General features: G+C 67.1%; 25 protein-coding genes. 12 read left to right on the top strand and 13 right to left on the bottom strand.

Annotation, left to right across the window (positions count from 1 at the left end; translation table 11 throughout):
• Positions 1-11 precede the first annotated feature (11 nt).
• The 3 genes from HDC35_RS05335 to cphA are packed head-to-tail and all read right to left on the bottom strand — an operon-like array spanning position 12 to position 4,381.
• Positions 12-806: a cyanophycinase gene (locus tag HDC35_RS05335; protein ID WP_184644451.1), complete on the bottom strand. Its 795-nt coding sequence runs from the start codon at positions 804-806 to the stop codon at positions 12-14.
• The gene (locus tag HDC35_RS05330) at positions 796-1,659 is read right to left on the bottom strand and encodes an isoaspartyl peptidase/L-asparaginase family protein (RefSeq protein WP_184644449.1); all 864 of its coding nucleotides are present in this window, start codon (positions 1,657-1,659) and stop codon (positions 796-798) included. Before HDC35_RS05330 ends, HDC35_RS05335 begins: the two co-directional genes overlap by 11 nt.
• Positions 1,652-4,381: a cyanophycin synthetase gene (cphA, locus tag HDC35_RS05325; protein ID WP_184644447.1), complete on the bottom strand. Its 2,730-nt coding sequence runs from the start codon at positions 4,379-4,381 to the stop codon at positions 1,652-1,654. Before cphA ends, HDC35_RS05330 begins: the two co-directional genes overlap by 8 nt.
• A gap of 351 nt (positions 4,382-4,732) precedes the next feature.
• On the opposite strand from cphA, the gene HDC35_RS05320 reads away from it, so the two are divergent.
• Both HDC35_RS05320 and HDC35_RS05315 read left to right on the top strand, forming a co-directional pair.
• Entirely contained in the window at positions 4,733-7,081 is a 2,349-nt protein-coding gene (locus HDC35_RS05320; protein WP_184644445.1) for a glycosyltransferase family 4 protein, read from the top strand.
• Positions 7,035-8,342: a glycoside hydrolase family 130 protein gene (locus HDC35_RS05315; RefSeq protein ID WP_184644443.1), complete on the top strand. Its 1,308-nt coding sequence runs from the start codon at positions 7,035-7,037 to the stop codon at positions 8,340-8,342. The genes HDC35_RS05320 and HDC35_RS05315 overlap by 47 nt, the downstream gene beginning before the upstream one ends.
• Positions 8,343-8,377: 35 nt before the next feature.
• Here HDC35_RS05315 and HDC35_RS05310 read toward each other — a convergent pair whose 3' ends face one another.
• From HDC35_RS05310 to HDC35_RS05285, 6 genes are all read right to left on the bottom strand, one after another.
• Positions 8,378-8,638: a DUF6894 family protein gene (locus tag HDC35_RS05310; RefSeq protein ID WP_184644441.1), complete on the bottom strand. Its 261-nt coding sequence runs from the start codon at positions 8,636-8,638 to the stop codon at positions 8,378-8,380.
• A 121-nt stretch (positions 8,639-8,759) separates the two neighbouring features.
• Positions 8,760-9,338, bottom strand: coding sequence for a hemerythrin domain-containing protein (locus HDC35_RS05305; RefSeq protein ID WP_184644439.1), 579 nt, complete (start codon positions 9,336-9,338; stop codon positions 8,760-8,762).
• A gap of 20 nt (positions 9,339-9,358) precedes the next feature.
• Positions 9,359-10,114 carry an SDR family oxidoreductase gene (locus tag HDC35_RS05300; RefSeq protein ID WP_184644437.1) on the bottom strand — a complete coding sequence of 252 codons (756 nt, stop codon included), beginning with the start codon at positions 10,112-10,114 and terminating at the stop codon, positions 9,359-9,361.
• Positions 10,107-10,427 (bottom strand): hypothetical protein, encoded by a 321-nt coding sequence (locus HDC35_RS05295; protein ID WP_184644435.1) that lies wholly within the window; start codon positions 10,425-10,427, stop codon positions 10,107-10,109. Before HDC35_RS05295 ends, HDC35_RS05300 begins: the two co-directional genes overlap by 8 nt.
• A 10-nt stretch (positions 10,428-10,437) precedes the next feature.
• Positions 10,438-10,725, bottom strand: a complete 288-nt coding sequence (locus HDC35_RS05290) for a hypothetical protein (protein WP_184644433.1) — start codon at positions 10,723-10,725, stop codon at positions 10,438-10,440.
• A gap of 233 nt (positions 10,726-10,958) precedes the next feature.
• Complete coding sequence (locus HDC35_RS05285) at positions 10,959-12,080, bottom strand: glycosidase (RefSeq protein ID WP_311770719.1); 1,122 nt, start codon at positions 12,078-12,080, stop codon at positions 10,959-10,961.
• Between the two features lie 380 nt (positions 12,081-12,460).
• Here HDC35_RS05285 and HDC35_RS05280 point away from each other — a divergent pair, with 380 nt between their 5' ends.
• From HDC35_RS05280 to HDC35_RS05250, 7 genes are all read left to right on the top strand, one after another.
• Positions 12,461-13,210: a Crp/Fnr family transcriptional regulator gene (locus HDC35_RS05280; RefSeq protein ID WP_184644429.1), complete on the top strand. Its 750-nt coding sequence runs from the start codon at positions 12,461-12,463 to the stop codon at positions 13,208-13,210.
• A complete protein-coding gene (locus HDC35_RS05275; RefSeq protein ID WP_184644427.1) occupies positions 13,207-13,404 on the top strand; it encodes a hypothetical protein in 198 nt (65 codons plus the stop codon). Before HDC35_RS05280 ends, HDC35_RS05275 begins: the two co-directional genes overlap by 4 nt.
• Before the next feature lie 212 nt (positions 13,405-13,616).
• A complete protein-coding gene (locus HDC35_RS05270; RefSeq protein WP_184644425.1) occupies positions 13,617-14,267 on the top strand; it encodes a PRC-barrel domain-containing protein in 651 nt (216 codons plus the stop codon).
• Between the two features lie 249 nt (positions 14,268-14,516).
• Positions 14,517-15,188 carry an SRPBCC family protein gene (locus HDC35_RS05265; protein WP_184644423.1) on the top strand — a complete coding sequence of 224 codons (672 nt, stop codon included), beginning with the start codon at positions 14,517-14,519 and terminating at the stop codon, positions 15,186-15,188.
• Between the two features lie 27 nt (positions 15,189-15,215).
• On the top strand, positions 15,216-16,433 hold the full coding sequence (locus HDC35_RS05260) for a zinc-dependent alcohol dehydrogenase (protein ID WP_184644421.1): 1,218 nt from the start codon (positions 15,216-15,218) through the stop codon (positions 16,431-16,433).
• Between the two features lie 62 nt (positions 16,434-16,495).
• Positions 16,496-16,705 (top strand): hypothetical protein, encoded by a 210-nt coding sequence (locus HDC35_RS05255; RefSeq protein ID WP_184644419.1) that lies wholly within the window; start codon positions 16,496-16,498, stop codon positions 16,703-16,705.
• A gap of 39 nt (positions 16,706-16,744) precedes the next feature.
• Positions 16,745-17,080, top strand: coding sequence for a hypothetical protein (locus tag HDC35_RS05250; RefSeq protein WP_184644416.1), 336 nt, complete (start codon positions 16,745-16,747; stop codon positions 17,078-17,080).
• Between the two features lie 67 nt (positions 17,081-17,147).
• Here HDC35_RS05250 and HDC35_RS05245 read toward each other — a convergent pair whose 3' ends face one another.
• From HDC35_RS05245 to HDC35_RS05230, 4 genes are all read right to left on the bottom strand, one after another.
• The gene (locus HDC35_RS05245; protein WP_184644414.1) at positions 17,148-17,726 is read right to left on the bottom strand and encodes a DUF1989 domain-containing protein; all 579 of its coding nucleotides are present in this window, start codon (positions 17,724-17,726) and stop codon (positions 17,148-17,150) included.
• Positions 17,727-17,837: 111 nt separating this feature from the next.
• Complete coding sequence (locus HDC35_RS05240) at positions 17,838-18,407, bottom strand: DUF4142 domain-containing protein (protein ID WP_260397542.1); 570 nt, start codon at positions 18,405-18,407, stop codon at positions 17,838-17,840.
• A gap of 126 nt (positions 18,408-18,533) precedes the next feature.
• Entirely contained in the window at positions 18,534-18,677 is a 144-nt protein-coding gene (locus tag HDC35_RS05235; RefSeq protein ID WP_184644412.1) for a hypothetical protein, read from the bottom strand.
• Positions 18,678-18,908: 231 nt separating this feature from the next.
• Positions 18,909-19,655 (bottom strand): HAD-IIB family hydrolase, encoded by a 747-nt coding sequence (locus HDC35_RS05230; protein WP_184644410.1) that lies wholly within the window; start codon positions 19,653-19,655, stop codon positions 18,909-18,911.
• A 302-nt stretch (positions 19,656-19,957) separates the two neighbouring features.
• On the opposite strand from HDC35_RS05230, the gene HDC35_RS05225 reads away from it, so the two are divergent.
• From HDC35_RS05225 to HDC35_RS05215, 3 genes are read left to right on the top strand one after another with little or no spacing between them, the layout of a single operon-like run.
• Complete coding sequence (locus tag HDC35_RS05225) at positions 19,958-20,719, top strand: histidine phosphatase family protein (protein WP_184644408.1); 762 nt, start codon at positions 19,958-19,960, stop codon at positions 20,717-20,719.
• Positions 20,712-21,593, top strand: a complete 882-nt coding sequence (locus HDC35_RS05220; protein ID WP_311770718.1) for an NAD(P)H-hydrate dehydratase — start codon at positions 20,712-20,714, stop codon at positions 21,591-21,593. The genes HDC35_RS05225 and HDC35_RS05220 overlap by 8 nt, the downstream gene beginning before the upstream one ends.
• Positions 21,586-22,281 carry an MgtC/SapB family protein gene (locus HDC35_RS05215; RefSeq protein ID WP_184644404.1) on the top strand — a complete coding sequence of 232 codons (696 nt, stop codon included), beginning with the start codon at positions 21,586-21,588 and terminating at the stop codon, positions 22,279-22,281. Before HDC35_RS05220 ends, HDC35_RS05215 begins: the two co-directional genes overlap by 8 nt.
• The last annotated feature ends 244 nt before the right edge of the window (positions 22,282-22,525 follow it).

Below are 22,525 nucleotides of genomic sequence, written 5' to 3'. Positions count from 1 at the left end.
CGCTCCGATTCCTAATCAGCCCCTGGGATGCGGGCCGTAAGGTCGAACCGGTCCCCTTCTCCGAGCGCGTGAAGCGTCGCGCCGTGAAGCGACACCGTAGCGGCTGGCGTGGCTCCGGCCGCATTCGAATGAATTGCCCGCGACGCATCGACGATCGTGACGCCGCCGCTTCCGATTACCCGGGCGGTGCCGGCCTCGATCCGGAGCGCGGTGTCCTCGTCGATGCCGATTCCGAGACAGCGGGGACAATGAGCGACCGCGCCGACAAGGCGACCGATGCGCCCGCGCTCGGCAAAATGCTGGTCGATGATGCTATCCGGGATCAGGCCGAGCCCCGGCGCGAGTTTGATATCGCCGATGCGCGGCGTCTCTTCGCCGCCGCCGCCTACGAGCATCGTTTCTCCCTGCGCCGAGGCGCCCGCCGACGTTCCCGCAACAAGCCCGCCGCGTTCGTGGAGTGCGCGGACAGCCGTATCGATCGGCGTATCCTTGATGAGGGTCATGAGGCGCGACTGGTCGCCGCCGGTGAAGAAAATGCCGCCGGCCTGGTCGATCATCCTGGCGCGCGCTGGATCTCCGGCTTGGTCCCGATCATCGAGATACAGCTCGACGAGCCGCCCCACTCCGAGCGGGGCAAAGCCCTTGCAATAGGCCTCGAAATAACCGTCGCGCTTGGCGCTGGCGATCGTCGCGACGACGAGCGTGCCTTCGCCGAGCTCTGCCGCAATCGCGCCGAGTATCTTGCGGCCGCCTTCCTTGTCTTCGTGGCCGCCGATAACGAACAGGGGGCCCGGTCTAGCGGACATCGTCTTGCTCCCAGACTATGGCGGAAACGGGGTCCATGCCCTCGCGAACATAGGCGGCCGCGAATTGCGGACTGTTGTGCGCGATGCCGATCGCGCCTTCGCGGTCGAGGAGAATGACCCCCGCCTCGGCTCCGAGACGCGCCATAGGGTCAAAGATCGCCGCGGCCGCCGCCTTGGCGCCCGTCGTTTCGAGCGCGCGCATCACGCGCGCGGCGAGCAGCATTCGCGCGATCGCCTCGCCGTCGCCCGAAAGAGACACCGCGCCGATGCCGTCCTCGGCGTAAAAGCCGCAACCGGGAAGGGGCGCGTCGCCGACGCGGCCGGCGAGCGTGCCCGCCAGCCCCCCGGTCGAGGTCGCCGCGGCGACGTGGCCCTCGCGGTCGCGGGCAACGCAGCCGACGGTATCATGATCGCTTCCGCAGGGCGTGGCCGGTCGCACAGGCTCGCGGGCTTCGGCGATCCCGCGCGAACTTGCGAACGCCTCGGCCCCGGCGCCCACGAGCAGGACGGGCGGCTCGCGCAGCATGGCATGCGCCGTCTCGACGGGATTGTAGAGAAAGCGCACGCAGGCGACCGCGCCTACATCGAGCGTCGCACCGTCCATGATGCCGGCGTCCATCTCGACCTCGCCGTCGGCATTCGCGACCGATCCCCGGCCCGCGTTGAACGCGGGATCGTCCTCGAGCAGGCAGACCGCGGTCTTGACCGCCTCGAGCGCGCTGCCGCCGCGCTCCAATATCATCCTGCCCGCTTCCGCCGCCGCCGCGCATCCTTCGCGGCGCGGCGCCTGCAACGCCGAAGGGATCCGGCACGCTCCGCCATGGACGGCGATCGCCCAGCGCCCGTCAGCCATGCGCCGCCTGCCGCACGCGGGCCTCCACCGGAGCGGGGCCTGCCGCCCAGGCTTCGACGAGCCTCCATATTCCATCGACGTCGGTCGGGGTGAGCACGACGATGTCGCCGGGGCGCGCGGCGGCGAGGGACGCCGATGCGGCGTCATATTCGCCGTCGTGGAGGCCTATCGCGGCTGCATCGAGGCCTGCTGCGAGCGCGCCCTGGCGCATCAACGCATTGGCTTCGCCGGGCGGGCGCCCGCGCAGGTCGACATTCTCGCGCAGCATCAGGACGTCGAACATCCGGCCCGAGAGGGCGCCGATATCGACGAGATCGCAGTCGCGGCGGTCGCCCGGAATGCCGATCATGCCGATCACCCGCGCGTCGCTGTCGCCGCGCATCGCGGCAAGCAAGTCGGCGAGCGCGGAGAGCGCCGCGCGGTTGTGGGCATAGTCGAGGACGATCCGCACCCCATGCGCCTCGGTGAGGCTGAGACGCCCCGGCGAATCTTCGAAACTTGGGCGAAAGGAGGCGAGGCCGGCGGCGATCGTGCCGGGAGCGATGCCATAGGCGGCGGCCATCGCGGCCGCGGCGGCGGCGTTCTCGACATTGAACCGGGCTCTGCCGTCCAACGTCGCGGGTATGGCCGCAACAGGGATGATCGGCATGATCTCGCCCTCCCGGTGGAGCATCAGCGTTCCGCGTTCACAGCTGACCGCCATCCCGCCGCCGTCCCGATGCGCGTCGATCGGTGCCACGGTGTCCGCTGCCGCGCCGCCGGTGAACCAGATGATCCTGCCGCGAGCGCGGCGCGCCATGCCTGTGGTGAGCGGGTCGGCGGCGTTGAGAACGCAGGCGCCGCTCTTCTTGACGTTGCGCGCGACGATAGCTTTCACGCGGGCTAGGTCTTCCAGCGTTTCGACGCCCTTGAGGCCGAGATGGTCGGCGGTGACGTTGAGGACGGCGCCCACGTCGCAGGCGTCGAAGGCGACTCCTTCGCGCAGCATGCCGCCGCGTGCCGTCTCGAGGACGGCTGCCTCAACTCTGGGATGGCGCAGCAGCATGCCCGCGCTTTTGGGGCCGCTTGCGTCGCCGGTGGCGCAGCGGGTTTCCCCGACATAGACGCCCGAGGTGCAGGTGAAGCCGGTGGTGAGGCCGTGATGTTCGAGAATGCGCGCAAGCATGCGAACCGTGGTGGTCTTGCCGTTGGTGCCGGTGACCGCGAAGACAGGAATCCGGCTCTTGCGGCCCTTGGGGAAAAGCGAGGCGATGATCGGGCGCGCCACGTCGCGCGGCGTCCCTTCCGAAGGCGCGAGGTGCATGCGAAGACCCGGCGCCGCATTCACCTCGACAATGCCGCCGCCCGTCTCGTGTACGCTTTTTGTGATGTCGGGCGTGATGAAGTCGATGCCGGCGACGTCGAGGCCGATCGCCGCCGCCGCGTCGACCGCGATCGCCGCATTGTCGGGATGGATGCTGTCGGTACGGTCGATCGCGCTTCCCCCCGTCGAGAGATTGGCGGCGCCGCGCAGCATGACCGTCTCGCCGGGCGCCGGAACGCTGTCAATCGTGCGGCCGCTGTCCGCAAGAAAGGCTTCAAGCGCGGCATCGATGCGGATGCGGGTGAGAACCGCTTCGTGGCCGAAACCGCGGCGCGGATCCGCGTTTACGCGCTCGATCAGCGCCGCGATGCTCCGGTGGCCGTCGCCGGTGACATGCGCGGCGATACGCTCGGCGACCGCCACCACCCTCCCATCGACAACCAGGATGCGGTGGTCGGCGCCCTGAACCTGGGCTTCGACAATTATCTGGCGCGATATGCGCTTCGCCCGCTCGAAGGCTGCCGCGAGCGACGTGTCGTCGACAATGCCCGTCGTCACGCCGCGGCCCTGGTTGCCGTCGAGCGGCTTCACCACGAGCGGCCAGCCGATTTTCTTCCCCGCCCGCATCGCCTCATCGAGCCCGGTTACGGTCTGCCCGCGGGGAACCGGAATGCCGATGCTGTCCATGAGATCCTTCGCCGCCTGCTTGTTCGCCGCGAGGTCGGCCGCGACAAGCGATGTCGCGCCCGTCACGCTCGCGCGGATACGGCGCTGGCGGGAGCCCGTGCCGAGCTGGATCAAGCTCGCCTTGTCGAGCCGAAAGACCGGAATGTGGCGGCGCCGGGCCTCGGCGACGAGCGCCGCGGTGCTGGGGCCGAGCCCGTTGCGGCGCACAAGCGTCTGCAGCGCGTCGACGCGTACGGCGATCTCCGTCGCCTCGCCGGCGAGCGGCGGCGCGACGCGGTCGAGCCCCGTGGCGCCTCGGAGGTCCGGCGGGAGCAGCGCGTCGACGAGCTCGATCGCCGCGCGGCCGGCGGCGAGACCGCTCGCCGCGTCGGCGTAGCAATAGAGGATGTCGTAATGGCCGGGCAGGCCGCGCACCATGCGTGTCTTGCCGCGGGTGACCGCCGCTCCAGCCCGTGCCTGCAATTCGATCGCGGCATGCTCGATCACATGTCCGAGCCACGTGCCCTCGGCCATTCGCCGTACAAAGCCGCCGGCCTCGCCATAGCTGCAGCCATGGGCCGCGAGCCCTGGCAGCAGCGCGTGCAACGCGTCGGCGAAGCCGGGAAGGCGGCCGGTCGGATAATCGTCGAGATCGCCAAGATCGACGCGGATCCGGATCATCGGGCGACGTCCGTAGAGGTTCGGACCCGAATAGACCGAGCGCTCGACGACCCGCAGCGGCGCCCTGGTCAAAGCGGTGTCTTTCCCGAAAGCGCGACGGCCGGAACAAGGGAGGACGGGTAGTGGAGGGCGCGGCCGGGAGAGGGGAGGGGCGAGCGGGGCATGGGGGTCCTTGGTTCGGTCTTGCAGCGCCAACGCGAGCGTCAGCCGGCCGGTTGCCCGACTTGATCTGGATCATGCCGATTGTTCGGAGCCGCCGCGCAACTGCTGCGGCGAGCGGGCGTTGAGGTGCAGGTGACGACGCATCTCGTGCCCGACCGGGCGTGCCCGGGTTCCGCTCCACCGGCTTGCCGCGGGAAGAGCGGGCTGGCGGGAGATGCGCGCCCGATCTTCATCAGGGGGACCGGACAGAAGGCAGGACAAATGAAATTCGACGGCGAGACCAGCTTCCTCACGGCATTCAACGACGAACATGGCAGTTCTTTCGGCCCGGCCTCGGGCATCACCGCGCGGGCGCGCCGTCTCGCGCTGATCGGCTGCTTCCGCCCGCGCCAGTGCGGCATCGCAACCTTCACCGCCGATGTGTATGATCATCTGCGCGCGACCCGCCCCGATCTCGCGATCGACATTTACGCGATGCGCCTGCGCGGCAATGACGCGAGCGATCCGGCGGCGGTCGCCGGTATCGACGAGGGCGACAGCAACGCCTATCGCGCCGCTGCGGAGGCGATTAACGCGAGCGGAGCCGATGCGGTGTGGCTCCAGCATGAATTCGGCATTTTCGGCGGACCCGCCGGCGACATGATCCTTGGGCTCGTCGACCGCATCGCCGCGCCGCTCATCGTGACCTTTCACACCATCCTCGCCGAACCCGGTCCGGACCAGCGCCGCGTGATGGAGCATCTTGTGGCGAAAGCGGCGAAGCTGGTCGTGATGAGCGCCTTCGGCCGCGATACGCTGGTCGGCGTCTATGGCGCGAAACCCGAGCGCATCGAACTGATCGAACATGGCACGCCCGACCGTCCGTTCGTCGAGCGTTCGCTGCTCCGCGCGAGCCTCGGGCTTGGCGACCGGCCCATCATGTCGACCTTCGGCCTGATCGGCCCGGGCAAGGGTCTCGAAGCCGCGATCCGCGCGCTGCCCGCGATCGCGGCGCAATATCCCGATATCCTCTATCGTATCGTCGGCGCGACGCATCCCAACCTCGTCACCGCCGAAGGCGAGGCGTACCGCAACAGCCTTGTCGCGCTCGCCGAAGAGCTTGGCGTTGCAGACAATATCGCATGGGAAAACCGGTTTCTCGACCTTCCCGACCTGCTCGAGCAGATCGAGCTTTGCGACATTTACCTCGCGCCCTATCCAAACCTCGCGCAAATCACGTCGGGGACGCTCGCCTATGCGGTCGCACTTGGCCGCGCCGTTGTCGCGACGCCGTTTGTCCATGCCCGCGAGCTTCTGGCGGACGAGGTCGGCATCCTGCTGCCCGCCGCGGAAAGCGAGGCTATTTCCGAGGCTGCATTGTTGCTGCTCGCGCACCCCGACGAACGCCGTGCCCTGCAGGCGCGCGCCTATGCCCGCGGGCGGCGCACCGCCTGGCCCGAAATCGCCCGAAGCTTCGCCGCCCTGGTTGAGGAAGTGGCCACCGTCCCCGGCCACCGTGAACCACGACGCATGTTTCCCGCCTTTGGGGCGATCCGCGCGCTCTCCGACGATGTCGGCATCCTCCAGCATGGCGCGGGCCTCGTTCCCGACCGGAACCATGGCTATTGTATCGACGACAATGCGCGCGCGCTGATGCTCGTCAACGCGAGTCCGTCGATCGGCGACGAGGAATATGGCCTGCTTTTCGCGCGTTACGCGGCATTCCTGCGGCATGGCTGGAACGCCGATCGCGGTGTTTTTCGCAACTTCATGTCCTACGACCGGCGCTGGCTCGAGGAGGAAGGGTCCGAAGACAGCAATGGCCGTACGCTCTGGGCGCTCGGCCACGGCGCAGCGCATGGGCGCTCCCGGGCGCATGCGGACTGGTGCGCCGGACTGTTTTCGCAGACGGCGGCGCTCGCCGCCGAACTCAAGAGCCCGCGGGCCATCGCCTTCGCCCTGCTCGGCGCGGACGAGCTTCTCGCGCGATATTCCGGGAATGCAGCCGCGCTTGCGATCGTCGAGCGCGGTGGAGCGCTGCTCCACGCCTTGTGGAAGAGTGCCCGCCGCACCAGCTGGGACTGGTTCGAGCCGATGCTGGCTTATGACAATGCGCGGCTCGCCGAGGCGCTGATGCGCGCGGGCCGCCGCCTCGCCTCGGTTCCGATCGAGGAAGCGGGGATTGCGGCGCTCGACTGGCTTTGCGACATCCAGACGAGCGAGGCGGGGCATTTCCGCCCGATGGGATGCGAAGGCTTCGGCGCCGCCGGCGAACTTTTTCCTTTCGATCAGCAGCCGCTCGAAGCCTGGGCGACGATCGACGCCTGCGCCACCGCTTACCGTCTCAGCGGCAAGCTGCGCTGGCACGACCGCGCCGAGCGCGCCTATGGCTGGTTCCTCGGCGCGAACGACCGCGGCGCGGTAATCGCTAGCTCGGCGACAGGGCGCTGCTGCGATGGGCTGACCCGCCACGGGGTCAATTCGAATGTCGGTGCCGAGTCCGTGCTGGCATTTCATCTTGCACACCGGGCGATGGCCGATACATTCTGGGCGCGGGGGACAGCAAAGGATACCGGCGCCAACGATGTTGATCTGCAATCCGAACCATACGCCGCTCAATATCCTTCATGAGAAGCTCACAGCCGACCCTGCACGGGTCGTGCTGCGCCCCTTCCATCTCGCCTGGCAATCAAACGTCGCCGAGCCTTCGCGCGCGGCGCAGCTCGCGGGTGATATCCTGGCGATGGGCGAGGAAGAGGCCGAGGCGCAGCTTGATCTCGTGTGGAAGGATTTCTCCGAGCGTCACTGGCAGATCGGCCGCATCTTCGACGAGCGCTTTGCCGAGGTCGCCGAGGATCTCGAACTCGATCCCGCGGCGGTGTCGCCTGTCAAACGGCGGCTGATCGGCGCCTATTTCTGTCACGAATACAGCTATGCCGCGGCCGCGCTCATGAACCCGAGCGTCGTGCCGCACCCCGACCAGAGCGGCCTGGCCCCCGACCAGCAGCGCTTCATCATGTCGATGCGCGCCGTCGGCGAGGGGCATATCAGCTCGGTTGCCTTCCGCGAGGGAATCATCGGCGAGGACGGGGACTTCACGCTCTGGCCGCAGTCGGGCCCCGCCATGGCCGCAGTCGCGGACAACCGGCATCAGCTGGGGGCGGCCGACAGAGTCACCGTCCACCGCCAGCCGGATAGCGCCATCTCGAACAGCGTCCTGTTCCCGATGACCGAGGCGCAGCGCGGCGGTATCGAGGATATGCGGCTCGTACCCTTTATCCATGACGACGGTCGCAGAGAATATATCGGCACCTATACCGCTTATTCGGGACAGGCGATCGGCTCGGAATTGCTACGAACCACCGATTTCTCGCGCTTTTCGCTCGAACCGCTTCGGGGGCGCGCCGCGCGCCACAAGGGGATGGCCTTATTCCCTCGCAAGGTCGGCGGACGATATCGGATGATCGCGCGTCAGGACGGCAAGAATATTACGATCATCGCGTCGGATAGCCTCACCGAATGGGACGACGAGGGCCAGATATTGATGCGCCCGACCTATGCCTGGGAGCTCGTCCAGATGGGCAATTGCGGCAGCCCGATCGAGTGCGACGAAGGCTGGATCCTGCTGACCCACGGGGTTGGCGCGATGCGCAAATATAGCCTGGGCGCGGCGCTCCTCGATCGCGACGATCCGACAAAGCTGCTGGCGCGCACCGAATGTCCGATCCTCTCGGCGGCCGAGAGCGACCGCGAGGGCTATGTGCCCAATGTCGTCTACACCTGCGGCGCGATGCGCGCCGGCGACGATCTGTTCATTCCCTACGGAATTTCGGACAGTGCCATCGGTTTCGCGACGACGCCGATCGCGCGCCTTCTCGCCAGCATGAGCTGAGCCTGCGCGCCAGTTTCCCTGCGACCCCCTCCGCTTCAGACTTGCGGCGACGGCCGCTCGATCTTGCGGCGGGCGTCGACCGTTGCAACGAGAACCGCGCAGCACAGGCAACCGTCCTCGTCGGTTACCTCGACGCGCAGCGTGTCGACGTCGTTGATCAGTTCCGGATTGTCGCCGAGGAGATGGCCGGCATAGCGAGCGGCCTCGACGCGAGCGGCATCGGTATCGCGCAGTTCGACGCCTTCATCGTCCAGCTCGCGCTGGCCGCTGCTGCTGTGGAAAAAATAACGGGGCATCCAACTTCTCCCACTCTCGGCAACTCGGGGGTCTGCCTGGGGTTTTGTTCCGGCCCTCGCACCTTCGTCACTGCACCTCGACACATGGCGATCCGGCGAGCCTCACGCTCGCCTATGGCGCTCAGGCGGCTGTAAATCCAGCCTTGTTCATAGCCGACGTTATATGCGCATTGCCCTCGTCGCCAAGCGCTGCCTTGAGTCGGGGGAATAAAATCTCCTCTTCCTCGCGCACATGCGCCTCGATGTCGGCGCGAAAGGTGCGGACCTTGGCGATCCACGCCGGGTCGTCGGGCTCCATCTCGGAAAGATCGAACAGATATTGCTTCACATAGCCATGATCATGAACGAGCTTGTCGGCATCTTCGATCTGGCCATGGTCGCGCATCGCGGGATAGACGACATTCTCCTCTTCGACGGCATGTTTGGCGAGCGCGTGCTGGAGCTGGACGAGCAGCGTCTTGCGCCGGGCGATGTCCTGCTCCTCCGTCTGCTCAATCGCGTCGAAGATCTTCATCGTCAGCCGATGTTCTGACTTTAGGCCTTCGTCCCATTCCCCCTTGAGCGCAGTGAGGCTTTGCACTGCGGCCTTGCGTCCGAAATTGGCGAACAGACCGGCGGCGAAGCCTGCCGCCGCGGCGCCGAACAAAAGCGCGGGGTTATCGAAGGAGCGGCGGCGGTTGGCGAAGATGTTAAAGGGCATCGGCTTTTTCCTTCAGGCGATCAGGGATGGTCGAGCCGCGTCTCCACGCGGATGAGCGACACCGCGGTGCGCCGCGGCTGAACGAGCATGAAATGCGCGGCGACCGCGATATCCTCCGCGCGAAGCATCTGGTGCTTGCCGATCAGTTCCTTCTGCTTCTCGGGCGGAAACTCGGGATATTGGAAGTCGGCACCGGTGAACCCCGGCTCGATGAGGCCCACCTTGATATCCTGCTCGGCGAGTTCCTTGCGGAACGACTGGACGAAACCCTGGATTCCGCTCTTCGCGGCGACATAGATCGAACTCCCCGGCCCGCGCGAGACCGCGGTCATCGACCCGATCACGATGATATCGCTTCCCGCCGACATGCAGCGCGCCGCTTCCTGCGCGCAGATCAGATAGGCGGTGAAATCGGTCTCGAGCTGATAGCGGGCCTCGCTCTCGCCTGCGTCGGCGAGCGCTTCGGCCGGAACAGCGGCGTTGATCACCGCGATATCGATCTCACCGAGATAGGCTCGCGCACGCTCGAAGAAGCGATCGACATCGGCTGCCACCGACAGATCGACATTGATCCCGTCGCCTTCGCCGACTTCGCGAATGCGCTGCAGCGCATCGCCGAGATGCTCGGAGGTCCGACCGCAGATGAAGACCTTGACCCCATAGCTTGCGAGCAGGACGGCGATCGCCCGCCCGATGCCCGTCGTGCCGCCTGTAACGATCGCACGGCGCCCCTTGATATCGGGAGCTTCGGTATGGGCGTCGGCCTCATCAATCATGATTTTCTTCCGAATTTTGAAGAGCGGCGGTCGCGGCACCGGCCGGCCCCGCGACGATCCAGTAGGGATGTTCGTCACCGGTCTTGAGCAGGCTACAGAGCGGTTCGCCGTCGACGAAAAGGCTTGCGTGGCGCCCCGCCGCTTCGCCCGCGGCGATCTCGAGCGCGGCCGCCGGTGTCTCCGCCTCGAAGAGCAGGCGCTTGCCGATGCCGATGGCGTCGTCGTCATATTGAAGCATGATTGTCGGCTTGCGCCGCCGCGGCGCGGCAGCGTCGCCTTCGGGGAGCGCCTGGCCGGAAAGAAGAGCGTCCATCGGCATCGCCTCAATACGCCGGGGGATCGCTGCTCGGGAAGGATTCGTCGGCCGCCTGGTCGACGCGGTCCCAATCGCGGCGCACCTCGTCGCGCATGCCGTCCGGGCCCGCCGAGCGGGTCTGGTCGAAATTCTCGGGATGCGTCTCCCCGTCGGCGAACGCCGCCGAATGGCCATCGTCCTTCGCGGCCGCTGACGACCCTTTGCGCGTGAGCCAGAACAGCCCCCCGAGGACGCCCACGCCGAGGAGCTTGCCGAAGCCAGAGGACCGGCGATCCGCCGATATTGTCCGTGCCATATCCTGTTACCTCGTTTTTGAAAGATGCCGGGATGCTGTATTGGCAACGGGGCTGCGCACGCAAAGTTGCCCGCCGCTGCGGACCGATTAACAATTGTTGGGTGGATTTTGTCCTGCCCGGTGTCGGTACGGTCCGGCATCTCGAAAACGGCAAGATGCGCGGGCTGATTCCGGCGACAATCCGGCGCCGCCCCGCCAGCGTTGAAGGCGCGGGTGCGCACGTTCAGCAGCAGTCAGTTGGCGAACCGCGCCTTTGGGATATGGGTGATACGGCAGGCAAGATCGGCTTCGCCCGAAGCGACGATATAATGGTCGCCGGCATCGGCGATGCCGGTCGTGAAGACGACGTCGCGGATATAGAGCTTGTCCTCGAGCGGGCGTGTCAGGTCGGGACGGGCCTCGAGCAGCGGCCGGTGATCGGTGCGAAGCACGCGCGAGGGGTCGTTGCTGTCGAGCAGCGACCAATAGGTGCGGTAAATTCCGACGATCTCCTTTGGCTCGACACCGTGCCAGAGCGTGAGCCAGCCAGCGTCGGTGTGGATCGGCGGGGTTCCGCCGCCGATCCGCGCGGTGGCGACCGTATCCGCATGCGGGCGGATGCCGGGCGCCTCATGAGGCTTCCAGTGCAGCGCGTCGGGCGAGGTGGCGAGGTTGATCGACGGCCCGGAGCGCCATTCGGACCCCGGCGGATAGGCGAAATAAAGATCGCCGAGCGGGCGTGTCTGCGCCCAGTAGCGGCCACCGATAAGTCCTTCGAAAATCAGCATGTCCTTGTTCTGATGATCGAGGACGATGCCCTCGAATGTCCAATCGAGGCCGTTCGACGAGCTGTAAAGCGTTGTCGAGTGCCGCTCGGGGCTTACCGAACAGCTCGTCATCAGCCAGCGCTGCCCGACGCGGCTGATGCGGGCGTCCTCGACGCCATAGCATTGGAAGTCCGCGCCCGGCGCGACCGCCTTGTCATAATGGACGGCGACGACATCGAGCCCGTCGGGAGACAGCTCGACGGGAAGCAGCCAGGATAGCGAGGTCAGGGCCATGACGCGCCAGCTGCCGCCGCGCACCATGAATTTTCTGGGGTCTGATGTATCGCAAAGTTCGAGCGGCCACGCATCGACCTTGTAGCGGCCCGCTTCCCACCGGATCGAATGGACATGACCGTTCTCGACGGGATGGCGGAGCGCTTCGGCGATCCGCACCATCATCAGCAGATTGCCATTCGCCAGCCGCAACAGCCCGGGGTTGAACGCGCCGAGCACATAGGTCTCGCGCCCGAGTTGCCCCGCGAGCGGCGAGCGGGATAAATCGACGTCATCGGGACCGAAGACGAGCCGATCGACCTTGAAACCCGTCACAGCTTCTCCTTCTTGCATCGCGTTACCGCGGGGCCTTCGGACCCGGTTTCGCTCCGGGAAAGTGGCGACATCGCCGGGCTTGGCCAGCGGGATGAAGGCCTCGTCGAGCTGGTCTTCGATCCCGGCGGCAGCAAAGAGCGGCGCTGACTCGGCACTATTGCGTGACCGGCGCGTCGGCCGGAGAGAGCGCCGCCTTGCGCGTCGACGCCCTCCGAGCCCGCAAATGGAACGAGTTCGTGATTTGAAAGTTGCTGCACCGGGCTTGCAGTTAACCTCGATCATCACGATTCCGCTTCCCTAAAGGGCGCTTGCGGGGCTTTCGGACGATCGCAGTTGGGCAGGTCCGCCCACGCATTTCGGACGCACAGGGAACGTCAGTCATGTTAACCGATCGCTTCTTGAGAGACCGTCGCGGGGTAAGCCTCGAAGCCGGCGAGCGTGCGCGCCTCGAAGCTTCCATCAGCGAAACGAAAACCGTCGACGCGCGCAAGATCATCGCGCGCGCCGGCGATTGGCTCGACCAGAGCACCTTGCTGGTCGAGGGCATCATGTCGCGCTATCTCGACGACCGGAACGGCCTTCGCCAGCTCGTGGCCATCCATCTTCCGGGCGACTTCGTCGACCTCCATGCCTATCCGCTCAAGCGGCTCGATCACGACGTCGGGACAATGACCCAGGTGACGATCGCGATCGTCCCGCATGTCGCGCTCGACGCCATTACCGAAGAAATGCCCGAACTTACGCGCAAGCTCTGGTTCGCGACGCTGCTCGACGCCGCGATCCACCGCGCCTGGCTCTTCCGGCTCGGCCGGCTCGACGCGATCGGGCGCGTCGCGCATTTCTTCTGCGAGACCAATGCAAGGCTCCAGTCGGCGGGCCTCAGCGACGGGCGCCAGTTCATTCTCGGTTTGACGCAGGCCGACGTCGCCGAGATCTGCGGTCTCACCACGGTCCATGTTAACCGGGTCGTGCGCCACCTTCGCGAAGAGGGGCTTTGTACGTTCCGCAACGGCAAGGTCGAGATCCTCGATCCGGCGAGGCTCGCGCGGCGCGCGCAGTTCGATCCTTCCTACCTCTATATCGACGATCCTGAATCTTCCACGCCCCATGACCAGAGGCCTCGACGATGAAAACTGACCTGCCTACCCCGCCGCGCCCCGAAACCGAACCCGGCGTTGCGACCGCCGAGCGTGGCGTCGTGATGCTCGACGGACCCGACGGCATCGCAGCGACGATGACCGCCGCCGCCGCACGCGGCACCGGCCAGAGCCTCATCGAGGCCGCCGCGGTCGCCGAAGAACAGCTCGCCGGCAAACAAGGCTAGGTGCGTTGCCCCGGGGGCGGCCGGTCGCGCTTTTTTTGCGCGACGGTGACGCTGCGCCCCTGCCCAGGGCGCTTCGCCTTCCCGCGCCGGCGGTCGAAATCGCATTGATCGATGTTGCTTTGGGAGGCGGCCCGGGAACGCTGCGCCGCGGCGGCGGGTTTTGCTGGCAGCCGCGCCGACCGGCGCAGCGTACCGCGAGGGAGACGCCGTCCGTGGAAGAAGCCGCCGGACTGATTGCACCCGCCGCGACGATGATCGCCGCGATGATGACCGCCGCCAACCTTGGCGCGCGCGTCACCGGCTGGGGCTTCGTCGTTTTCACCTTGGGCTCGCTCGCCTGGTCGGCGGTGGGATTTGCCTCCGGACAGACCAACCTGCTCGCCACCAATCTGTTCCTGACCCTCGTCAATATCGTCGGCATCTGGCGCTGGCTCGGCCGCCAGCGCGGATATGAGGATGGCGCGCGGCGTGCCGCCGAACGAAGCCGCGAGGCCGCGGCACCCTCGCTGTTCGCCGCGAGCGCGCTCGCGGGTTTGCCGGGCAGCGACATTCGCGGCGAGGAGATCGGCAAGACGGTCGATGCGATGATCGAGTGCGAGAGCGGCCGCCTCAGCTACGTCGTCGTAGCATCGGGCGGTCTGGGCGGGGTCGACGAGACTTTGCGCGCGATGCCGGCCTCGCTGCTCGAGTGCCATGCCGACGGGCTTGTGCTCCTCATGAGCGAGGCGGAGTTTGCGAAGCGCGACACGCTCGGCAGCGCGGCGTGGCCCGCGTGCCCGCCACGCGGACGGGGATCGGAGGTCCCGCCGGGGAGGGAAGGCGGAAGACCGGGAAAGGACGTGGCGCATGTCGCGGCTCAATGAACATCGTCGCGATTGTCCACCTGCCGCTGTATGCGGTGCGCGTCTCAGGCCGTTGGCTGAATGGCCGCCAAGGACGCTCGGCGGCGCTCGCGCGAGGTTTGGAGATTTAATCGGCGCGGGCCGGAACAATCGCGGGGAACGGGCGTCAGTGGATTGTCGTCCCTGCGGGGGCGCTCTTCCCCAGTTGGCGTCGGCGCAGCCGCCGCACCCCTGAAGACGTCCGGGCCGTGCCCGGGCGGGAGATGAACCATGTCCCGACGCACAAAGCCTTTGTCCGACCCCCTGCTTCTTGCCGCCGCGGGCGCCGGCATCGCGGCGCTCGCCACCGGCGCGGCGCTCTGGCAGCGCCGCCGGCAGGCGAGGGCGCCGGACGATGCGCCGATAGCCACCGATGCGCCGCACTGGACGCTCGGGAAGCCGTCGGCGCGCGCGCTGTTCGGAAAGTCGGTCCTCGTCAACCGGCCCCGCGCCGAGCTCTACGCGGCCTGGACGCCCGAACGATTCCCGGAGTTCATGGAGAATGTCGTCGCGGTCGAGGACCTCGGCGGCGACGTATCGCGGTGGACGATCAAGGGCCCGGCCGGGCGCGACGTGACACTCGTCAACCGCATTTCCGAGCGCGAGGAAAACGCGTCGATCAATTGGCAGAGCATGCCCGCCTCGGACATCGCGAACAGCGGCGAGGTGCGCTTCGTCGACGCGCCCGCGGGGCGCGGTACCTATGTGAGCCTCATCCTCGCTTATGACCCGCCTGCGGGCAAGGCCGGGCGGCTGGCGGCGAAGCTGCTGCAGCGCGAGCCCGAGGTGCAGGCGCGCCGCGATCTTCATCGCTTCAAGCAGCTGATGGAAACCGGCGAGGTCACGAGCAACGCCTCGCCTTCGGCGCGTCCGTCAGAAGCCGCGACCGAGCCCCATTTCTGACCTGAAAAGCAGCCGAAGGAGAGAGCCATGCGCGCCGTTACCTGGCAGGGACGCCACAAGATCAGCGTCGAGACCGTGCCCGACCCTGAGATCGTCAATCCGCGCGACGCGATCCTCCGCGTCACATCGACCGCCATCTGCGGATCGGACCTCCATCTTTATGACGGCTATATCCCGGGCATGCGCGCGGGAGATATCGTCGGGCATGAATTCATGGGCGAAGTGGTCGAAACGGGCGCGTCCTCGACGCTGAAGCGCGGACAGCGCGTGGTCGTGCCCTTTACGATCAGCTGCGGCCAATGTTTTTTCTGCGAGAAGCAGCAGTTTAGCGCCTGCGACAATGCCAATCCCGCCGAGACGCGCGATGCCTCCGAACTGCTGATGGGGCATGCGATGGGGGCCGCCTTCGGCTATGCCCATTTGACGGGGGGATATGCCGGCGGGCAGGCCGAATATGTGCGCGTGCCTTATTCGGATGTGGGGCCGGTCGTGATCCCGGACGATCTCGCCGACGACGATGTCCTCTTTCTCTCCGATATCTTGCCGACCGGCTGGCAGGCGGCGGTCAATGCCGACATCGAGCCGGGCGATACGGTTGCGGTATGGGGCTGCGGTCCGGTCGGCCTGTTCACCATCCAGTCGGCGCTGCTGCTGGGCGCCGGGCGCGTCATCGCGATCGACCATTTCCCGACGCGGCTTGCGCTCGCGCGCAAATATGGCGCCGAGATTCTGGATTATACACAGGTCGATGTCCGCGAGGCGCTCGATGAGATGACCGGCGGCATCGGGCCCGACGCGTGCATCGACTGCGTCGGCATGGAAAGCCACGGCTTTACCGCCGACAATATCCTGGACCAGGTGAAGGTGAAGATGCTCTCAGCGAGCGAACGTATCCATGCGCTGCGCCAGGCGATCCTCGCTTGCCGCAAGGGCGGGCGCCTCTCGATCCCCGGAGTCTATGGCGGCTTCGCCGACAAATTCCCGCTCGGCCAGCTCATGGAGAAGGGGCTGACCGTGAAGAGCGGGCAGACGCATGTCCAGCGCTATACCGGCGAGCTGCTCGACATGGTCCGCGACGGCAAGTTCGATATGGTTTCGCTGATCTCGCACCACGCTCCGCTCGAGGATGCCGCCGACATGTACCGGCACTGGCACGACGAGCAGAACCTCTACACCAAGATCGTGCTCAAACCGGGATTGAAGAAGGGCGCAATCGAGGGCCGGCAGGAGATGGCACATGCCTGATCGCAAACTCGCCATCGTCAGAACCCGGCGCGACCGACACGCCTTTTTTCGAACGCGCGGGCATGCTCGACACCAAGGTCGGCCAGTCGGCCAAGGACGATCCCGCCGATGTCGCGAAGACGGGCTGGGACGCGCTGCTCGTGGGTGAGCATGCCGTCGTCCACGGCCTCAAGAACAAGGCGCAGGTCCTCGCCTCGGGCGTGCTCGGCGAGGCAACCACCGCCCAGATACATCGCAAGCTCGCCGAACCGGGGTCGGGGAAGAAAGGCTGACGGGCCTGTCCGGCCCCCAACCATGAAGAGGAAATGATCATGACCGATACGAAAGAAAGCAAGGGCGGCGCGGCCGCCGGCGCCGGCTCGCTCCCGCAGGAGCCCGTCGAGCGGCGCGAAAATGTCGGGACGACCACCCCCGATCGCTACCCTGCCGCCGAGCGGCAGGCGGGCGACGTCTCGGGTGCCGCCAACCGCGGCCATCGCCGCAGCACCGGCAGCGGTCCGGTGAGCGGCAGCGGCGCCGGCGCGGGCGGCAAGGGCAATGCCGAGGACTATGACAGCGACCCGCAGGGCGGGGGCGGACGGGCCGCCGAGCCCGATACGCCGGCGCCCGGCAAGGGCGCGGACGCACCGGTCGGGGGCAGCCGCTAGGCAATTTACCGGAAATGAGCCAGGCCGCGAGTGCGGTTGCGCCGCGCTTCGCAGCCTCTCTGGCTTCTCATTCGATCCGGTAATCGATCGGCTTGAAGCTGCCGCCGCAGCTGTCGTACGCCGAGCAGGCCGTCAGACCGATGATAAGGTCGGTGAGCGCGCGTAGGCGGATAAGGTCGCCGGCCTTTGTCGTCGGCGGGAGAACGCGGATTTTGCCTTCGCCGTCGACCGGCACATTCATGAACAGGTTGAACGCGACCGGGATGGTGTCGGCATTAATGCCATAGGGTGCGAGCGCCTCGACCAAATTGCCGAAGCAGCCGCGATGAACGGGCTTGTCGGCGTAGAAATGGCGGAAGGTCGCTTCGCTGCACGGCGTCAGCAGGAAGTCATGAACGCCGCAGCTGTCGTCGACGATCTCAAGCAGCGGATTCGAGCGGTTCGACCAGAGGCGGTTTCCGATGGTGAGGCGGATCGTCTCTTCATAATCGAAAGTGCGCCCGTTGGAGATGACTTCGCCTGGGTCGGCGCTGCTGAACGCGAGAAGATCGCTTACCTGGCCGCCCTCGGGGTCGATGACGCACAACGTCGCGCCCTTCGCGAGCTTGAAAGCGGCGCCGCTGCGGGGGTTGATCCGTTCGGTCATGCTTGGTCCTCATAGGGTCGGGGATAGGCAAAATATGGGCAGTGATGCGTAAAAGGACGACCGGGTGCAAGATCCCGCCCGGTCGTCCGGAATTTACAAGCCCATTGTTCGTCAGGGTGCGAGCCTGCCGAGCTCGGCGCGGTGCGCCTCGACGACGGGAACGATCTCGGCCGCGGCCTGCTTGAGCGCCGCCGCTTCGCCCCCGGCCGCATAACCCTGGTGCAGCGCGAGCGCGGCATCATGCGCGGCTTTCTGGTGAGCGAGATAGATTTTGTCGATCGCCGCCACATCGGCGCCCTTGATGTCTGCCAGCATCTTCTCCTGGTCGGCATCGAGCTTCGGCGCCGGCACCTCGGCGTCGGCGGCAGTCGCCGCGGCCTTCACTTTCGCCGTCGACTTGCCATGATGATCGATCATCATCTCGGCAAAGGCTCGCACCTTCGCATCCTTCGATTTGGCGAGCAGTGCCTTCGAGGATTCGATTTCCCAGAGATCGCCGGCTCCTGCCTTGGCGATATAATCGGCGGTGCTCGCAGCGGGCGCCGCGGCGGGCGCCGCTGGTACGGGCGCCGACATTGCCGTGTCCGCCGGGGCGGCCGTGCGGTCGGCCTCGTTGCTGTCGGGGCCGCCGCATCCGGCGACGAGCGCGGCGATCGCCGCGGCTGCCATCCAAATCTTCATCTCGACACTCCTAGATCTTGTCCGGGTCACCCTCCGGCGATGATGTTTACGCATCGCCCCCGATCCGCGCGTAAGACCGAACCGCGACTGGCGCGGCCCGGCCTTTCACGCGGGAGGGGGCGCGCCTCAGCGGCTTTGCTTGCCCTGATCCTTGCCGCCGGACTGCTTGCCCGAGCCCGATTGGCTCTTGCTGCCGTCCTGCTGCTGCTGGCCGCTTTTGCCGGACGAACTGCCCTGCTGCTTGCCGTCTTTCTTGTCATTTTGTGCCATGACGCATCCTTTCCTTCCGGCCCCGATCGGACCATTTCGGAAACCCCGCGCGTACCGCGCTTGTTGCGCCGCGACGCCGCCGATTGATCGAGGTTATACGCTTTTGGCGATCGGCTCCTCGTTTCACCTTCGGCTCGGCGTGCCGCCCGGGCGGGGGAAGCAGAGCGGGCGGACGGCCGTGCCGAAGGTTGCGCGACGGGCCGGGCTTTTTGCCGGTCCTCCGGCGTCCGGTCACGCGAGGCAGGCGACGATGCCCTCGATCACCGCGATCGTCTCCTGTGGATCGCGCACGCGCACCGTGTCGAGCCCCAGCAGCTTCGCCGGATAGTCGTTGCCGCCGGGGAAGATCGCATCGCCGATGAAGATCATCTCGCCGAGCGCGATGCCGCTCGCGGCGCTGAGCTTCTTCAGCCCATAGCCCTTGTCGACACCCTCGCGCGTGATGTCGATCGAGGTCGCGCCGCCCATGTTGATCGAGAGGCCGGGAAGCCGGGTGCGCAGGTCCGACTGGATGACGCGGCGCTTGGCGAAATCCGGATCCCAAACCTCTTTGGCGTCGATCGGGGCCTGCTGGCCGAGCGCCGAAAAGGTGATCTGGCTGCCGCGGTCCTCGATCCGCTCGCCCCATACCTCCTCCGGCACGAACCCTGTCGCCTCGAGCGACGCATCGAAGGCCGCGAGAATGCGCGCTTTCTCCTCCTCGCCGAAGAGCTCGGCGTAAAGCGGCTTCCAGCCCTCCGCGCGGTGAACGTAAAGCTTCGTTCCCGTCGTCGGCATCAGCCAGAGCCTTGCGCGATCGGCTTCGGGAGGAAGGCGGCTCGCGACCTGCTTGTCGAATTGCGGCCAGTCGCCTCCCGAGATCACCGCCACGTCGGCCACGCCGAGCAGCCTTGCGAGCGCGGCGCCCATATCGGGGTCCAGCGGCTGCTTGCTCTCGGCGAGGGTGCCGTCAAGATCGAAGGCGACGAGTTTCTTCATGATGATCTCCTCTGGAAGCCGCTGCCGGCGCGCAGCTGGCAAAGCCACACAATCGCTCGGCGTGGCTCGTGGTTCCGGCGGCCCTTTCCCGCGGCATCGGCTCAGCGGTCGGCACGTGCCCCCGGGCGGGGCTGGCGCCGAACGGCAGGAGACACCTGGGCCGGGCCGAACTGGAGCGGGCGATCGGGCGGTGCCAGCTGTCCAACATGCGCGCCGATCGCCGGGGGCGGCGAGGGGAATGCGCAAGGCAACGAGTCCGGCGCCGGAGGCGTTAGCGTCTCGATGACGAGCGAGACTATTCGATGACACCGCGCTGGCCTTCGATCCTCTGGGTGGTACGCCACGGCCAGAGCGCCGGCAATGTTGCGCGCGATGCCGCCGATGCGGCGGGAGAGCTTCGCATCGCGCTCGACCACCGCGACGTCGACGTCCCGCTTTCGCCGCTCGGCGAGGAGCAGGCCCGGACGCTCGGCGCCTGGTTCGCCGCGGGTGACGAGGATGGCCGTCCCGAAATCATGCTCGCCTCGCCTTATGTCCGCGCGGTGCAGACCGCCGAGATTTTCCGCGGCGCCGGCGGCTGCGCGCCGGACGAGAAAATCTGCATCGACGAGCGGCTGCGCGAGAAGGAGTTCGGCATCCTCGACGGCCTCACCCGGCTCGGGATCGAGGATGCTCATCCCGAGCAGGCCGAGTTTCGTCTCGCGCTCGGCAAATTCTATCACCGCCCGCCCGGCGGCGAGAGCTGGTGCGACGTCATCCTGCGGCTGCGCTCGCTGCTCGATACCGTCTCGCTTCATTATGGCGGGCGGCGGGTGATGATCGTCGCGCACCAGGTCGTCGTTCTGTGCCTGCGCACCATCATCGAGAATCTTGGCGAGAAGGAGATCCTTGCCATCGACCGCGAGGGCGACGTCGCCAATTGCGCAATCACCGAATACCGGTTCGACCCGGGCGCGGGCCGCGACGGCAATCTCGTCCTCTCGCGTTACAATGTCACCGCGCCGATCGAGAATGACGTCCCGGTCACCCGCGAGCCCGATGCGATGGTGGCCGCGCGTGGCTGAGGCGATCCCGCTCGACACCGCCTGGCTGAAGGCGAACCCGCTCCCCGACCATCGCGACAATGTCGACAAGAATGGCCGCGGCCGGGTGCTCGTGATCGGCGGCGGGCGCCGCGTCCCCGGGGGTATGCTGCTCACCGCCGAGGCCGCCTTCCGCGCCGGGGCGGGCAAGGTGACGATCGGAACGATCGCGTCGGCGGCGATCCCGATCGGCATTGCTTGTCCCTCTTGTGCCGTGGTGGCGCTGCCCGAGACCGAGGCGGGCGAGATCGCGGCCGAGGCGGCCGAACTGCTGCTCGCTGAAATGGCGCTCCATGACGCCATCGTCTTCGGGCCCGCAATGAGCGATGCCGAGAGTGTGCGGACGCTTCTGGGAGCCCTGCTGTCGTCAATGCCTGAAGACATATTCGTGCTGCTCGACGCGCTCGCGTTGCGCGCCGCCGACGAGCATCGACATGCGATCCGCGCGCGCGCCGCGCGCACAGTACTCACGCCGCACGAGGGCGAACTCGCCGCGATGCTGGGCATCGACAAGGAGATCGTGGCCGGTGACCCGCTCGCCGCGCTGGACGCGGCCGCCGAGCGCTTCGGCGCCGCGGTCATGGTGAAAGGCGCGACGAGCCATCTTATCGCCGAGGGGCGCTGCCTTGCCTATGCCGGCGGCGGGCTCGGACTCGCGGCGAGCGGGTCGGGCGACATATTGGCGGGGCTGATCGCCGGGCTCGGCGCGCAGGGCCTCTCGCCTTTGCAGGCCTCGGCGTGGGGCATCTGGCTGCACGGCGAGGCGGGCCGGCGCCTCTCCGAAACCATGGGGCCGCTCGGCTATCTTGCACGCGAACTTCCGCCGCTGGTCCCGGGATTGATGCGCGGTGTCTGAACTCGACCTGCTCGACCCCGATCTCCTCTGGCCGATCGCGGGCGCGGTACTCGCCGGCGCGATCATCGGCGGAGAGCGCGAATATCGCGCAAGCCCCGCGGGCCTGCGCACCCATATCCTCGTTGCGCTGTCCTGCTGCCTGCTGATGCTCTCCGCCGTCCACCAGATGGAATGGCTCACCGATACCCCGACCGACGTCGTGCGCATCGATCCGGTGCGCATGGCGCATGGCGTGCTCACCGGCATCGGGTTCCTTTGCGGCGGGGTGATCTTTCGCGAAGGGCTCAACGTCCGGGGGCTCACCACGGCGGCCTCGCTCTGGATGACCGCAACGCTCGGCATTTTATTCGGCGTGGGTTTCTACGAGCTGGCGGTCTTTGGCGGCATCGCGACTTTCCTCGTGCTCGCGGCGGTCACTTGGACCGATCGCAACGCGCCGCAGCGGCGCATCGCCCATGTCACGCTCGATTATCGGGCGGGGACGCGCATTGGTTCGGGCGAGGTCAGGGGCCTGCTCGCCGAACACGGGCTGAACGCGATCACCGTCGAGCAGCGCCGCTCCGGCGGGGCTCCCGGCTTTACGGCGATCGCCTCGGGGTACGGCGAGGCGCGCGCCGACGCGCTGGCGGCGGCGCTCTCGGACGACGGTCGCATCGCATCCTTCGATATCAGGCCGCAGCAGGGATGAAGGGCGCGGCCGGGATGGGGGGGCATGCCGCGGGCCGCGCACCGGCAGGCGAAACCGAGGGTAACGCGCGCGTCATCGGCGCGGGACCCGCGGGATTGACGGCTGCCCTCTATCTTGCGCGCTACCGCCGCCGCACACTCATTCTTCACGATGGCAGCTCGCGCGCGCGGCGCGCCGATGGCCTTGAATGTGCCGGGATTTCCGGAAGGCATCGCCGAAAGATCGCGGCCCTGGGGTCGGACCT

This window comes from Sphingopyxis sp. JAI128 (assembly GCF_014207235.1).
In the GTDB taxonomy this organism is placed as follows: domain Bacteria; phylum Pseudomonadota; class Alphaproteobacteria; order Sphingomonadales; family Sphingomonadaceae; genus Sphingopyxis.
Note: the sequence above shows the minus strand (reverse complement) of the source record. Positions and strands in the feature narration are given on the sequence as shown.

Coding starts and splice junctions, on each gene's coding strand:
- HDC35_RS05335 (WP_184644451.1), bottom strand. CDS start 806: ATGTCCGCTAGACCGGGCCCCCTGTTCGTTATCGGCGGCCACGAAGAC.
- HDC35_RS05330 (WP_184644449.1), bottom strand. CDS start 1,659: ATGGCTGACGGGCGCTGGGCGATCGCCGTCCATGGCGGAGCGTGCCGG.
- HDC35_RS05320 (WP_184644445.1), top strand. CDS start 4,733: ATGAAATTCGACGGCGAGACCAGCTTCCTCACGGCATTCAACGACGAA.
- HDC35_RS05315 (WP_184644443.1), top strand. CDS start 7,035: ATGTTGATCTGCAATCCGAACCATACGCCGCTCAATATCCTTCATGAG.
- HDC35_RS05310 (WP_184644441.1), bottom strand. CDS start 8,638: ATGCCCCGTTATTTTTTCCACAGCAGCAGCGGCCAGCGCGAGCTGGAC.
- HDC35_RS05305 (WP_184644439.1), bottom strand. CDS start 9,338: ATGCCCTTTAACATCTTCGCCAACCGCCGCCGCTCCTTCGATAACCCC.
- HDC35_RS05300 (WP_184644437.1), bottom strand. CDS start 10,114: ATGATTGATGAGGCCGACGCCCATACCGAAGCTCCCGATATCAAGGGG.
- HDC35_RS05295 (WP_184644435.1), bottom strand. CDS start 10,427: ATGGACGCTCTTCTTTCCGGCCAGGCGCTCCCCGAAGGCGACGCTGCC.
- HDC35_RS05290 (WP_184644433.1), bottom strand. CDS start 10,725: ATGGCACGGACAATATCGGCGGATCGCCGGTCCTCTGGCTTCGGCAAG.
- HDC35_RS05280 (WP_184644429.1), top strand. CDS start 12,461: ATGTTAACCGATCGCTTCTTGAGAGACCGTCGCGGGGTAAGCCTCGAA.
- HDC35_RS05275 (WP_184644427.1), top strand. CDS start 13,207: ATGAAAACTGACCTGCCTACCCCGCCGCGCCCCGAAACCGAACCCGGC.
- HDC35_RS05265 (WP_184644423.1), top strand. CDS start 14,517: ATGTCCCGACGCACAAAGCCTTTGTCCGACCCCCTGCTTCTTGCCGCC.
- HDC35_RS05260 (WP_184644421.1), top strand. CDS start 15,216: ATGCGCGCCGTTACCTGGCAGGGACGCCACAAGATCAGCGTCGAGACC.
- HDC35_RS05255 (WP_184644419.1), top strand. CDS start 16,496: ATGCTCGACACCAAGGTCGGCCAGTCGGCCAAGGACGATCCCGCCGAT.
- HDC35_RS05250 (WP_184644416.1), top strand. CDS start 16,745: ATGACCGATACGAAAGAAAGCAAGGGCGGCGCGGCCGCCGGCGCCGGC.
- HDC35_RS05245 (WP_184644414.1), bottom strand. CDS start 17,726: ATGACCGAACGGATCAACCCCCGCAGCGGCGCCGCTTTCAAGCTCGCG.
- HDC35_RS05240 (WP_260397542.1), bottom strand. CDS start 18,407: ATGAAGATTTGGATGGCAGCCGCGGCGATCGCCGCGCTCGTCGCCGGA.
- HDC35_RS05235 (WP_184644412.1), bottom strand. CDS start 18,677: ATGGCACAAAATGACAAGAAAGACGGCAAGCAGCAGGGCAGTTCGTCC.
- HDC35_RS05230 (WP_184644410.1), bottom strand. CDS start 19,655: ATGAAGAAACTCGTCGCCTTCGATCTTGACGGCACCCTCGCCGAGAGC.
- HDC35_RS05225 (WP_184644408.1), top strand. CDS start 19,958: ATGACACCGCGCTGGCCTTCGATCCTCTGGGTGGTACGCCACGGCCAG.